This is a genomic window from Paenarthrobacter sp. AR 02, from assembly GCF_021538675.1.
GTDB lineage: Bacteria > Actinomycetota > Actinomycetes > Actinomycetales > Micrococcaceae > Arthrobacter.
Map to the genome: position 1 here is coordinate 369,230 of NZ_JAJUKH010000001.1, position 13,440 is coordinate 382,669.

At 56.7% G+C, this 13,440-nt stretch carries 10 protein-coding genes; 4 read left to right on the forward strand and 6 right to left on the reverse strand.

Translation table 11 applies throughout. The annotated features are described in order from the left end of the window. The first annotated feature begins 23 nt into the window (after positions 1–23). The 4 genes from LRQ04_RS01750 to LRQ04_RS01765 all read left to right on the forward strand — a co-directional run bounded on the left by LRQ04_RS01750 (position 24) and on the right by LRQ04_RS01765 (position 3,979). Positions 24–596, forward strand: a complete 573-nt coding sequence (locus LRQ04_RS01750; RefSeq protein WP_235517276.1) for a YdcF family protein — start codon at positions 24–26, stop codon at positions 594–596. A 61-nt stretch (positions 597–657) separates the two neighbouring features. Then, on the forward strand, positions 658–909 hold the full coding sequence (locus tag LRQ04_RS01755; RefSeq protein WP_235517277.1) for a hypothetical protein: 252 nt from the start codon (positions 658–660) through the stop codon (positions 907–909). A 116-nt stretch (positions 910–1,025) separates the two neighbouring features. Then, positions 1,026–2,168 carry a non-hydrolyzing UDP-N-acetylglucosamine 2-epimerase gene (gene wecB, locus LRQ04_RS01760; RefSeq protein ID WP_255773680.1) on the forward strand — a complete coding sequence of 381 codons (1,143 nt, stop codon included), beginning with the start codon at positions 1,026–1,028 and terminating at the stop codon, positions 2,166–2,168. A 161-nt stretch (positions 2,169–2,329) separates the two neighbouring features. Then, complete coding sequence (locus tag LRQ04_RS01765) at positions 2,330–3,979, forward strand: hypothetical protein (RefSeq protein WP_235517278.1); 1,650 nt, start codon at positions 2,330–2,332, stop codon at positions 3,977–3,979. A gap of 49 nt (positions 3,980–4,028) precedes the next feature. On the opposite strand, the gene LRQ04_RS01770 is transcribed toward LRQ04_RS01765, so the two are convergent. The 6 genes from LRQ04_RS01770 to LRQ04_RS01795 all read right to left on the reverse strand — a co-directional run bounded on the left by LRQ04_RS01770 (position 4,029) and on the right by LRQ04_RS01795 (position 13,359). Continuing rightward, positions 4,029–6,260 carry a hypothetical protein gene (locus LRQ04_RS01770; protein ID WP_235517279.1) on the reverse strand — a complete coding sequence of 744 codons (2,232 nt, stop codon included), beginning with the start codon at positions 6,258–6,260 and terminating at the stop codon, positions 4,029–4,031. Positions 6,261–6,587: 327 nt separating this feature from the next. Next, on the reverse strand, positions 6,588–8,240 hold the full coding sequence (locus LRQ04_RS01775; RefSeq protein ID WP_235518617.1) for a glycosyltransferase: 1,653 nt from the start codon (positions 8,238–8,240) through the stop codon (positions 6,588–6,590). 5 nt (positions 8,241–8,245) lie between these two features. After that, a complete protein-coding gene (locus tag LRQ04_RS01780; protein ID WP_235517280.1) occupies positions 8,246–8,611 on the reverse strand; it encodes a hypothetical protein in 366 nt (121 codons plus the stop codon). 706 nt (positions 8,612–9,317) lie between these two features. Then, the gene (locus tag LRQ04_RS01785) at positions 9,318–10,214 is read right to left on the reverse strand and encodes a hypothetical protein (RefSeq protein ID WP_235517281.1); all 897 of its coding nucleotides are present in this window, start codon (positions 10,212–10,214) and stop codon (positions 9,318–9,320) included. A 61-nt stretch (positions 10,215–10,275) separates the two neighbouring features. Next, the gene (wecC, locus tag LRQ04_RS01790) at positions 10,276–11,556 is read right to left on the reverse strand and encodes a UDP-N-acetyl-D-mannosamine dehydrogenase (RefSeq protein WP_235517282.1); all 1,281 of its coding nucleotides are present in this window, start codon (positions 11,554–11,556) and stop codon (positions 10,276–10,278) included. Between the two features lie 36 nt (positions 11,557–11,592). Next, the gene (locus LRQ04_RS01795) at positions 11,593–13,359 is read right to left on the reverse strand and encodes a glycosyltransferase (RefSeq protein ID WP_235517283.1); all 1,767 of its coding nucleotides are present in this window, start codon (positions 13,357–13,359) and stop codon (positions 11,593–11,595) included. Positions 13,360–13,440: the final 81 nt, after the last annotated feature.

Consider the following 13,440-nt stretch of genomic DNA (forward strand, 5'->3'; position numbering starts at 1 on the left):
TTTCCTGACCTTAGACTGTCCCCGTGCCCCTCAAAACCGCCTCCGCCACGCGTGTCATTGGCATTTTCGTGGCGGTCTGCTTTTTGGCGGCACTCCTCTGGCTGATTGCCGCCTTCCAGTTCTTCTACGATCCTCCCCAGGCGAATCCCCGCCACACCGACGCGATTGTCGTCCTGGGTGGGATGAGCAAGGAGAGACTGCCGGTGGCCGAAAAACTGCAGAAGGATTTGGATATACCCGTCCTTGTGGTGTCAACGACGGGACTCGCTGGGAACGTGGAGGGCGATGCGCTTTGTGATGAGGAGTCCGGTGATCCGGACTTGGTGTGCTTCCGCCCGTCTCCTCTCAACACAAGGGGCGAAGCGGAAGCCCTTCGCTCATTAATTGCGGAGCACGGCTGGAAGTCCGTGACGGTGGTGACGTCCGAATACCATCTCATGCGCGCGGGCACATTGATCGAGCAATGCACGCCTGCGGAGATACAGATGGTGGGGTCCCGTCCCGATCTTTCCGCGGGCGCCTGGCTGGACCGGTTCGTGGTCGAAACGGGTGGCTTGATCGACGTGTGGATGCAGCCGGAGTGTTCTTCTCACTAAGGTAGTGAGAAGAACAGTTCGAGAAGCCGCCCGAATGCGGCCATGCAGGAAGGTGCTAACGGTGAGCGAAAACTCAGCAAGACCCCTTCCTGCCGGGCGCCATTTCAAGCGACGCCGGTTCAACCTGCATATCCCCGCGTCCGCGCCACGGCGCGCCCCGGCCGGCCCGATTCAGCGCCCTTCGGGTGCCGTCGTCGCAGGTTCCGCCAAGGAACCCGATCAACAGTTCAAACGGCGGGTGGCCTTGGTACTTGTCATTCTGGCAGTCCTCGCCATACCGGCTTTGCTGACCGCGCTGCTGTTGGCTGGATAACGTCCCGGGACGCAATGATTCCATGCGGTTTCTGACTGGGCACTGGCCTCCGATATGATGTGGAGGTCTCTGTCTGTCGTAGAATCGCTCTTTTGGGGGAAAACGTGCCCAGCATCATGCCTATTTTTGGTACCCGTCCGGAGGCCATCAAAATGGCTCCCATCGTCCATGCCCTGCACGAGTCCGAAGAGTTCGATTGCATCGTTACCGTCACAGGCCAGCACCGTGAAATGTTGGATCAGGTGAACGAATTGTTCGGAATTACACCAGACCACGATCTTGATATTCTTCAGCCGGGGCAGTCACTCTCGGACATTATGACCCGCACAATTTCTGGCTTGGACAAGCTTTTCGCCGCTAACAAGCCCGATGCCGTCATCGTTCAGGGTGACACCACCACTTCGACCGCTGGCGCCATTGCAGCGTTCTACCACGGAATTCCAGTGGTTCACGTCGAAGCCGGGCTCCGAAGTGGCAACCTTTACTCGCCCTTCCCTGAAGAAGCCAACCGCAAGATCACCAGCCAAATCACGGCATTGCACCTGGCCCCCACGTCAACCAGCCGAGCTAACTTGCTGGCAGAAGGCGTGTCCGCCGACGACATCGTAGTGACTGGTAACTCCGTCATTGATGCCTTGTTCACCACGGTTGATAAGCAGATTCCATTCACCGATCCGCAGCTTGAAGATCTCGCTGCCAGTGGACGGAAAATACTCCTTGTCACTACGCACCGACGTGAGAATCAAGGTGACGCCATGCGTGGAGTCGGCCGAGCACTGGCCCGTATCGCTGACGCCGAGCCGGATCTGACCATTGTGTTGCCAGCCCATAAGAATCCCGTGGTTCGCGAGGCTGTGCTTCCTGCTCTTGCCGGAAAGCCCAATGTCGTAGTAACTGAACCCCTCGCTTACGGCGAATTCACACGCATGCTCTCCATGGCACACATCGTCCTTACGGACTCTGGTGGAGTCCAGGAAGAAGCACCCAGCCTCGGCAAGCCCGTTCTGGTGATGCGTGAAAACACCGAGCGGCCCGAAGCCGTTGTGGCTGGCACAGTTACCCTTATCGGTACCGATGAGGAAAAGATTGTCTTCGAGGTGGACCGACTTCTCAACGACGCCAACCACTTCGACACCATGGCCAACGCCGTCAACCCATATGGAGACGGGCGCGCGTCCGAGCGAACCGTCGCAGCCATCGCCGAACTGCTGGGCGTTGGGCACCGAATTGAAGAGTTTGGCATGACACCTGCCGTTTAGTCTTTTCAACACTGCCATTAGGGCCGTCATACGCTTGACCGCGCATTGACGGCCCTTTTTGTTGCTTGAAGCTTTCTGTCAAGTTATTGAGTTTCGCGCCTCCGCCCGCCATTCTTTTGCCATAGGTCCAAGGTCTCACCCTACGAGCCCAAGGATCCGCTGTGGCCAAGTTCAGATCTGAAACGCCTACTTTCCGCACTACAGCCCGGCACCTCGCAGCCTGCCTTTTGGCGGCATTTGTCTTGGTAATTGGCTGCTTGCATGGAACGAATGCACAAGCCGCCCCGACACCCGTTTATCCCATCAGCGGCTACTTCATTTTCGGGAGTAGCAGCGATGCTGTGAACTCACAGAAGCTGTCCAGTATCAAGGCTTTGGGCGGCGATACCGTGATCACGTTCGGCTCACGCATCAAGCCCGCGGTGCTGAGCGATATCCCCGCGGACTGCAAGATTAATGGCGCCAACTGTGCCCAAGCTGCTGCATCAGGAGTAAAGGTCAACCGATACTTTACGTATTCGGACAACGCCTTATGGGGCGCCCCATCCCTCGCCTGCCCACGGGATGTCTCCCTCACAGGTAACGGCAAACCTTTCACAGTTTTCGTGCTGCCTAACCAGGGCAGCAACTGCACGTCATCGAATGGTTTGTACGATGTCGTCGTCGTTAGTGGCGCTACGGCCGCGGGCACTGCCGGAGTTAACGTCTCGTTGGCCAAGACAGCCACAACCCTCGGAATGAAGTACTACGCCGGATTGCCCATTCCGATTGCACGCACTGATTACGGGTACCTGCCGGACGTAAGCTACCTGCCTGCCTTCACGCAGTTCACAGACCGGTTCCTTCGCTACCAGAAGAACGTCATCAATGTGTCTGGCCTGGGAGGCTTCTATTTGTCCTATGAAATGCCTGTCACCAGCGGTACCACGTTCGACCCCATCCTGAATCTGTACAAGATTCAGAATCAGGCTATTGCGCGAATACACCCCGATCGTGGAGGCCTCGTCAGCCCGTACTTGGACGGACGGAAAACGGGAGGCCTTACTGTCACCCAAGTCCGTGATGGGGCTGAAAAAATAGGCTTGACGTCCGGCAACAACCATCTCGTGATTGCCATCCAAGATGGCATGGGAACGGGCAAATCCGGGGCCTTCTTTGGAAACGAGGCCGACAATCCCGTTGATCCTTATGCCGCGTCGATCGTAGGAAACGGCTCCTGGGGAAGTAAGTACCAAGCCCCGATACGTGACTACTTCGCTGCAGCAGCGGAGGGCGTCGATGGTACGGGCGCAGAGCTCTGGGCCAACCTGGAAGGTATGGCTCCTGCAACCAGTCAGAACCCCTGTGACGACAACTCGCGGGGTCAGACGACCAAGTCACGCGTAGACCGACAACTTCAACAATTGGGTAATGCCCCAATGAAAGTCATCTCCTATATGTGGGACGGCTTCTACACCTGTCAAGGTGTTTGGGGGCCCTTGGCAGACCGGCTGAAGGCGGCGAACAATACCCCAATCATCACGGACTCCATCTTCTATGGTGACGGGGGCGTCGTGGTCACCGGGCAAAACCTGAGTGGTGGAACGGTGAATGTGAAGTGGACAGACGGATATGGCCGCAACTACGAAAAGACCGTAAGCGCGACGAACTACAACCCCAACTACGGCAAGGAAATGGGGATGAACCCACGGCTTGAGTCCGTTACCGCCAACATAGGTGATGCCTCTCTAGGGTCGGGGAAGTACTACATGATCAATGTCACCAATGGAGCCGGCGTTAAAAACCTGGCGTTCTACTCTGACCGAGGTTAAAAGCCGCGACGCCTTCTACCCGGTGCGGGTAGAAGGCGTCGCTTTGCGATCAGTGTGTAAACGTACCGCTGCCCAAGCCCCAGGGTGATGTGGACACAGTGACCAAGGAATTAACGTTCTCCCGTGCACTCACCCACTCCAGCTTGGAGATCTCCGCCGACGGAAATGCCGCCGGGCGGACCTTCAACGACTTGGAGGCCGGGAGAATGGCAAACGATACTGCCGGTGTCTCCTGGTTCTTCGGCACGTGTACCCGCAAGCTCCGGCTCGCCGGCGTTTGCCGAAGTATTTCGGAGTAAGCAACGGAGCCGCCAACGCTCACGACTAGCTTGTAGAGCCCGGCGGACTCCTCGCTGACGCCATGAGCCACAGTCGCCAACAGATCCGTGCCCCTGCCATTGATTCGCTCATGCGTTACAGCTACGGACTTTTGATCATACGTAAGAGTCAGATTCACGTCCCCGACGGTCTTGTCCATATCGGTCATCACGGTGGGTCCGTCGATCGTGGTCGCCTGAGGGCCGAAAACCCTTGCCAGCAGACCTTCAAACCTCTTTTCGGCGTTGAGGGGCCCGAGGACCGTGGCCCGAGCGGCTGAGAGGATCCTATCCGTGCTCGCCTTGGATGATGCAAGCCTCGATAGCTTCATGGCCAGCTCGCCCCGCTCCCTGACGGACACGGATGCAATTCCCGCAGGGCATATGTTCATTGTTCCAACCCCACGAGGAACTACCACCATCGATCCGGAGGCCATTGCAAAAGGCAACGCTTCGGAAGGCAACGGGCCTGGAATGCTTGCGTCAAACGGGGCAACGACAACCGTGGATTTAAGCGCGGCGGCCAATGCCTCCACGTTGTTGAACTCCTCCGGTGATTCTTCAATGAAGAGCTCCAGTGAAGGCCAGTCTGCCAAATCACGGAAGGCAGCGGCCTGCTTGTTGAAGTGAAGTCTGCGCTTGCCGGCGACGACTACCCGCTGATGCCGTTCACGCACCCTCTCCACTGCTGTGCGGAACGAACGGTCGACAAGGCTTGGCAAGTGCTCGACAGATTCGAAACCATCGCCCACCAAGCCCGCGGCTACGGTTTCGTTAAGGACGCCGAGGTAGTCCACCCGGGATGCCAAGCGCTTGACCTTCTCACCCGTGTTGGCATACTCAGCTCCAACCACTGCGAGCCGAACGCCTGCGGCGAGTAGCTGGTCCCGGCCGGCCTGCGTGACGCCACAATCCAGCCCCGATATGACCAGCAGCTCAGGAAGATTTTTAACGCTCTGCATGAACTTGGCAGCGTTAATGACGAACTTGAACTCGCGGTTGGGATCAGGCACCAAAACGCTCTTGTATTGGGCCAGATCCAGCGCCTCGACGTTATGCCCCAGCGTCTGGAACGCCCGCATTGCAACCGAGGATGTTGAGGTTACCCGGCGGAAGCCTACGCCCAGAACCCCAATTGAACGCACCGTAGAAGGCTCACTAATCTCAATCTGTTCACGTTCGACTACAACTTCCGTGGGTCGCAACGGTGCTGCCTCTTCGCGGCCAGCCTCCACAGCATCGAATTGTGTGAACCACAGGCTACGTTCTGTTGCATCGAGCTGTTGCCAGGAATCGTCCTCAAGAACGGATTCCAAAGCCATTACGCGCGCAGCAGCGGAATAGTTCCGAAGGAAACGATCATGCGTCGCGTGGCTCAAATCCTCGAGGGAGGATGAAGCAAGCAGTGACTGGATTGCGGCATCCAGTTTGTCAATTGACTCCACGCAAACGATCTCCGGGAATGAGGCCAAGTCCTCGGCATCAGGTACTACGGAGACAATCGGAATTCCCATGGCGGCGTACTGGATCACGCGACTTGGATACTGGAAGAATCCAAGCTTATCCAAGCCGTCAAACCACGTTTCAAGGCCCTGGTGGTCACGGAAATACTGAGGTATGTTGACGGCGAGGCCCGTTCGGGCCCCGGCCTCCACCACTTCCTCATCGCTATCGAGGAAACCCCCGCCGATACGGTAGTAGTCACGCCCAACGTTTCCGTGAATGCGAATACTGGACGACAGAGAGCCCAAATCGAAGTACCGTGTACGTCGCACTTCATCATGGACATTTCCCAAGAACATGGCGTCAGATTCTCGGGGCTGAGAACCGAAGACATAGGGAAATGCCTTTTGGTCTGTCCAGAATGGGAAGTTAATTCCAGTGGGTCGCCCGAACATGGACTCGTAAAAGTCCAGCACTCTGGCTGTTCCACAATGCAGGACCACGTCGTAGCTCTCAACCACGGGACCATAGGAAAGGTCCCAAAGAACGGGGTCATCGGAAAGCCATGCAACCAAGCGCGCACCAGTACGCTTTGCGCGCTCCAGCAGCGGCATGGGAAGATTGGCCGGACGGAAGACAAAAATTACATCAGGTTGAAAGTCAACGACCCTGTCCAGGGTTGTGTTAAGAACGTGCAGTTGGCCAGGGCCGGTTGCGAACTTGTAGCCGTGGCCAACCTTCCCTGTATTCAAGACCGTGTGGCCCGCGGCAACCAACGCCCGCTCAAGTGAGCTTGCAACATGTGTTTCGACGATGCCGTCAAACAAAGCTATTTTCATGATGATTCCCTAAACCGTCCAGGACGGATCTGAACTGGCAGATGCCTCACGGACATTGAACCGGTCGGCGATAGCCACCAGTTCCGAAGATTCATATGTGGAGCCGGGAGCTAACGTCTCCTGTAACAGCAGCGGCTTCCAAGCCGCAGTCGCCGGAGCAATCCAGGCTCCCGAAAGCACGTTGAAGCTCTCTACGTCCTCGGGCCAGGCATCGCCGATGTAGGCGTCATCCGACTTTTTGGAGCTCCCCGTCACGCCTTTGCCTGTTATCCGAGGCTGATCATCATGACGAGTGTAGAGCCTCAGATCGCTGACGTAATTCGGCGCATAATCATATGCTTCTGAAAAAACAACCACATAGGTTGAAGGCAGCCTGTAGTGCTCTATCTCTTCTGGAGTCCGGACAACCACGCTGTCCGCGGAAAGGCCACGGCGGGCCAAAATGGCCCTGATCTGGCTGTCCTCAAGTCCCGCCCTGCCAACAACGACGACGCTCTCAAGCTCGACTGATTGTTCTCTTGCTTGGCCGATCAGGCGGTCAAGCGAAGATATTGACGACGCAACCAGGACCGCGGTGACGGTCTCCTGCGGGAGCTTCCATGCCAGGCCCGCCATCGAATAGATCTGCTGCATCCTGTGCGCATAAGTGTGCTGCTGCAGGGTGCGACGCCACGCTTTGTGTGTCGCCCGCTCACGGAACGAATGATCACTGACGAGACGCCCCAGCACTTCACGCGCTTCGGGCTGAGTCTTCACGGTAAACACTTCATCGGCTGCGTACGCACCGGAAATGGCATCAGACTCAACACTGACGACAGCGGTTTTGCTGCTGCTGAGCTCAAAGATCCGCCGTGCACACATACTCTTCGATTGTGGAACCGAATTGACGTTGAGGAAGACCTTATGGTGGCCATAGGCACGAACCATAGCTTCATAAGGCAGGGAACCCACAACGAACTGGGCATATGGTTCCGGGAACGCATAGTTGGGGTCACCACCCAAAGCCCGCGAATAGATCGACAGCCCCAGCTCGGCCGACGGCGGGAACAACAGATTCATTTGCTCACGACGTTCGGGAAACTTGTGTGCAAAGTACTGGCCGGCGAATGCGACGTTTCCGACATCGGATTGAGCATCTCGCCGCGGCTTGTGGATGCGCGGTTGGGCGGCAAAAGGCAGCGTAGCCACATTCTGATGCCCTGCCGCTGCAGCATACTCCCCGATCAGCGACTCCTCCGATGTGAGGATGACGTCGAACTCCCTGGCTGCTGGCAAGAATTCATCAAAGTGGGGTGGGTCCTCCTTGTTCCAAAAGACGGTGGGAATTCCCTGCTGACGGCATGCTTCGATCAGCCCGTAGAATCCTGCCTTCGGCCCAGTTGGTCCAGTAATGTGGAAGGCCCAATCGCCGTCGTTCCCATTCCAAGCAGACTCGATGAGCATTATTTCCGGACGGAGCCGCTTCAAGGCCTCAACATAGTCCCTTGTGGAGATCGGCCACAGGCGTGCTTCGGGTGTAAAACACTGCGTGGAGAACTCATCCAGCACCACGCCGACCGAGGGAAGGTGGCGGGTCGAGTCGGGAAGAGCGTAAGAAATCTCGAGACCGAAGGAGCTATTGACCAGGTTAAAGAGTCCCAGGTGTACGTCGCTGGAGTTCATCACTTTCACGTTCCAATCAATTCTGCGTGGTTGTACGACTTCGACACGTTCTTGACGTAGAAACGAGGGTGCGCCTGGAGGAAGGCCTGTACGGCGGGACGTACGTCGATTGCGGTCGAATCGACGATTATCACTGGCGTTTTAGGCCGAAGCCACGTAAAGAAGAGCCCCGGGATATTGTTGGCCAGCGACTCCTGGGACGTGAGCCCGCCGTAGTCGATAACAACCATGTCAGCCGAATGTGCAGTGACGCCGCCCAGGGAAGCCGCAGGTACGGGATTCGAGGGCAGAAGCTGACAACTTGCCTGTTCCTCGGTGCGGCTGGCACCGGATACAGATTGAAAAGCAGCGATCTCTGCTTCAGAGTCCACCAGACCGGCGGTACGCGAAGGGCGCGGCTGAAGGTGGGCCAGACAGGTTCCAACCCAAGCAGTCGAAATGCCCGATCCCAGGTGCACTGTCGTAGTCGGTAGGTGGTTACTGATTGCTTCGAATATGCCCGTCGCGGCTGAAATGGAAATATTACGACCGCCCACGTGGCGAGTCATCCCGATCCAATCATGAATTTGATCCACGGGAAGATGTGACTCGGCGGCCACTATTTGCCTAGGCTGAGCGGAAGCAGTAGCCAGTTTGCTTATGTCTGCTTCGTTAAGACGAACCCGTTTATCGATCGAATCGGCCGACTTCGCGATACTGGCTATGCTTCGTGTTTGCTCAGTGGTCTTCTGGGTGCCCTGTCGGATGGCTGCCAACGATCGTCGGACTGTGAATGTCCCCTCAAAAAGGACGGGGACAGCCAGGGCAATGCCCGTGATAACCATCAAAATTCCCAGGTGCCCGGTCTCAAGAAAATAAACCAAGCCTCCCACGAAAATTATGGCACCGAGTACCAGACCCAGAACGCCCCTGGGGGTCCGCATAAATCTAGTTAGTGGTGATTCGGTCTTGGGTCTTGACATTTAGCAATGCTCCGTGAAGTCGTTTCGTGCATCGAACTGTTCTGGGAAGTTTCTATTGCGGCCCTTGGCAAGGGCCGAGCTCACGCGGGAATAAAGGGCAGGGCGCCCGCCCGGGTTAATGGTTATTAGCGGCAGCAGTCTCTGCTTCCATCACATTCAATGGAGAGAAGCCGAGTCCCTTCAATCCGCCTACCCAGTCATCAGCAGCTGCAACGTTGAGTACATCAGTAATCAGAGCCTTCGGGGGCGCGGCATGACCCGCTCCCCAATCATCCCCCATCAGTTCAAATACTGAGTTGCTGTAGTGCAAATTCTCGACGAATGGATCGCGGTGTCCCTGTATGTGGAAGGCATCCGTGCTGTTCTGCATGTAAGCAACTGTATTATCCACGGGCTTGCTGTACACCTTGACGAGATCTGTCGTAACACTATGGGGCAGTCGCTCCATAGCATCAGGTCCACTAACCTCAAAGCAAGTCTCGGCAAACTTTGCGACGGGTTCCGGCTCGTAGCGAGCAATATTTGTTTGAGGATTGGCGACTATCGCCAGTGATCCGGGAAACTGCGAAGAGTAATACAGTGATGCAAACCCTCCCCCGGAAGTACCGAAGAAGACCAGCTTCTCACTGCCAAATGCAGAGACTACTTTGGCGATAATATCCTGGAGTATTTGCTGCAACCGTTGCTTGGAATTGCCCGCATACCACGCGAGATTCATCGTGGGGCTTATTAGCAGACTGGGATCAGAGATGAATATTCTGTTCACGTCCACTTCTCGGGAAACACCCAGGCCGGCAATCATTGGAAGTCTGTACTCAGGGCGCACCGCACCATGGAGAAAGACTGCCGTGGTTTTGTGACCGCGGTTCTGCACCAACACATCGATGGGCATCCCTCCGTGGTCGATGACGTGGTATCCGCCACCAATGTTTCGAGCTGCAAGGAACGCACCGATCGATGGATAGCCGGTAATCGCATGAACTTTTGGATCAATATTTCTGGCGCGGGTCATTCTCTACTCTCACGTCGTCACCGGCTGCATATGGGTAGCAGCCCAAACTGCCTCGGGTAATTTAAACGGTTAGGGCTGCTTGAGGGGCCTCAAGGTTCAGAGCTCCGCGGGTATCGATAATCGTCTTACCGGCAAAGAGCTCGGCCGGCAACGCCTTTACGTCGTCGTGGTCGACCAGAACCACCACGACGTCTGAACGCTTGACGGAGTCTTCGATGGACACGAGCTCAACGTTGCTTCGACCGGCGAGTTGCTGGGGGAGAGCATCCACATGCGGTTCAGCGACGTTAATCCGACGGTCAGACAAGACGTCGGAAAGGTGTGCCGCGATCTCGATAGCCGGCGATTCCCGGAGGTCGTCAATGTTGGCTTTGAACGCAAGCCCCAGGACCGATACTTCCGCGGTGCTGGGCAATGCTTCAAGGGCGGAAACAACCTGCTGGAACACCCATTCCGGCTTCGCATCGTTCACTTCGCGAGCAGTTCGGATGAGTCGGGATTCTTCCGGTGCAGCTGCGACGATGAACCAAGGATCAACCGCGATGCAGTGTCCACCCACGCCGGGGCCCGGCTGCAGGATGTTGACGCGCGGGTGGTGATTGGCCAAACGAATGAGTTCCCACACGTCGATGCCCAGCTTGTCGCTGATGACTGAGAGTTCGTTGGCGAACGCGATGTTGACGTCGCGGTAGGAGTTCTCGACAAGCTTTGCCATCTCCGCAGTAACTGCGTCAGTCGTCAGAATTTCACCTTGGCAAAAGACTGCGTAGAGGTGTTTGGCCTTTTCCGCCGCCTCCGGCGTCATTCCTCCAACGATCCTGTCGTTGGTGACCAATTCAATCATCACCCGGCCCGGCAGCACGCGTTCGGGGCAGTGCGCAACCAGAATTGCTGGTTTGGAGTCAGCGCCGTCCACGCTAAGGTCAGGGCGCAGATCGAGAATGTAATTGGCCATGTGCTCAGTGGCACCTGGAGGAGACGTGGATTCAAGGATCAGAAGTTCACCGCCCTGGAGCTGGGGAGCGATTCCCCGTGCGGCTGCTTCGATGTAGCTGAGGTCAGCTGAGCGGTCCTCTTTGAAAGGCGTGGGTACTGCCACAATGTATGCCTCCGCCTGAGGCGTAGAGGTGCTGGCGCTCAGGTGCCCTTGGCTAACGGCTCCCGCTACATGCACGCCCAAGTCGGGCTCAACGAATGGAACTTGTCCTGCATTTACTGCATCTACGGTCCGCTGATTGACATCGACGCCAACGACCTCGACGCCGTTCGTTGCCAAGATGGCGGCGGTTGGCAGGCCAATGTAGCCCAATCCAATGACTGCTACTCGATTAATAGTGTTCAACGCAATGCTCCCCACATTTTTGTTTGTTTTTAGATTCTAGAGAGTGACGTGTTCTGTGGGGTTCCCCCAGAACTGAATCTCCCCGGAGGCGAGGAGTTCGTCGTCGGATGCTGTCCAGGTATGCCCCGAGCCGCTCCGGAATTGGTAGTAGTTATATCTGTCAGAGGAATAGATTTTCCCGCCGCCCTGGGCGACGGCCCTCAGGAACGCTGTGTCTTCGCCGCGGTCCATTTCCTCAAAAGGATGCTGCTCGAAGACTTCCCGCTTAGCCATAATGGTCGGTCCCATCACCATGTGACCGAAACGGTGCTCCATGTGCCCGAACCTATACAACGAAGCGTTACGGCTTGCGATGTACATGAAATGAGCAAGCTTTCCAACTACGTCTGCACCGGAATAGTCGAGTGCGTTCAGCTGGTCGCGTAGGTAATGCGGTCCGTAGTAGTCATCGTCGTCCATCTTGGTCAAGACCGGATGGGTTGCCGCCGCTACGCAGAGGTTCAGGCACGCTCCCAGACTGGACGATTCCGGCTGCTCAAGCAGCTTCAACTGGGCAACCCCGAACTGCTCTTGAAGCTGTTGGACGTCCTTGATGTTTGGACTGAAACCGTGAGTGAGCAGCACCAACTCAACTTCCACATCAAGTTGCGAACCGACTGTCCGGAATATGTGCTCGAGCTGGTGCGGTCTGAAAGTCGAAACCAGGGCACTCACTGAAGCAGGTCCAACAACTCGCTTCCGCTCCGGCAGAACAGACCCGACCACCTCTTCGGCGCGGTGGGCGTAGGTGTGCTCTGCCCAGATGCGCCGCTGTCCCAAATGCACCGACCGGTCGTTCAGCTCCGCACTCCTCAGCAGAGACTTGACCACGTTGGCCGTCTGCTCGGAAGTCGTCACACTATGTATCTCGCCTTCCGGAAAGAACCTTGGAAGGGCCGGACTCTCGGTAGTCACCACCGGAGTTCCAGAGGCGGTAATTTCGAAAATGCGTCTGGCGCACATGCTGGGAGAGGTGACTACGGAATTGACGTTCAGGAAAACTTTGTATGCCCTGTATGCCGTCAACATCTGATCGTAAGGCAGGGAACCAACGACGTGGGCGTCGTAAGGCACGGGAAACTGGTATTCCGGGCCTCCTCCCAACTGACGGGAAAAGATTTCAAGGCCCTTATCCGACTTCTCGGAGCCCGAGATTGCACCGTCAAGGAGCAATCGCATCTGTTCGCGGCGTTCCGGATACTTGTGGGCGAAATACATACCCGCAAAAGCTACGTCCCGGGCATGCCGCCCTTCAAAGGGCCTCACCGGGTTGTGGATCGCGGGCTGCGCTGCAAACGGCAGCACAGCCACCCGATCATGCCCAAGCGCATGTCGATAGTCAGGGATCTTGTTCTCATCCGACGTGAAGACGACATCAAATTCCCTCGCTGCGGGTAGGAAGTCCTCGTAATGGGGCGGATCTTCCTTGTTCCAGAAAACCGTGGGTATTCCCTGATCCCTGCACCAGCGGACCATGCTGAGGAACTCAGCCTTGGGCCCGCTGCTGCCAGCAAGCTGATACTTCCAGGACCCGCCGTTGCCTGCCCACGCCGACTCTACGAAGAGGAAGTCTATTCGCTGCTCCTGCAGTTCGCGGAGCCACGCTTCCTTACTTAGGACTACGACATTCCATTCGTAGGCAAAGGCCCGGGCGGAAAAATCATCGAGGACAACCCCGACAGTCAAGTCGTCGCGTCGGGCATTTACTTCAGGGTATTCAAAAGGCTCGAACGCGAGCGACCGGCCATCTTTGCGGCGGGCCATCGTCCCGCGAGCAGTTCCAACGGAACCCTTGGACGATGCTTTTCGACGTTTGTGCCACTCTTGCAGTTGTGGCAGCCCACC

What these genes read in the sequence shown, in the direction of transcription:
- wecB (WP_255773680.1), top strand. Translation starts at nt 1,026, where the DNA reads ATGCCTATTTTTGGTACCCGTCCGGAGGCCATCAAAATGGCTCCCATC.
- LRQ04_RS01775 (WP_235518617.1), bottom strand. Translation starts at nt 8,240, where the DNA reads ATGAACTCCAGCGACGTACACCTGGGACTCTTTAACCTGGTCAATAGC.
- LRQ04_RS01785 (WP_235517281.1), bottom strand. Translation starts at nt 10,214, where the DNA reads ATGACCCGCGCCAGAAATATTGATCCAAAAGTTCATGCGATTACCGGC.
- LRQ04_RS01795 (WP_235517283.1), bottom strand. Translation starts at nt 13,359, where the DNA reads ATGGCCCGCCGCAAAGATGGCCGGTCGCTCGCGTTCGAGCCTTTTGAA.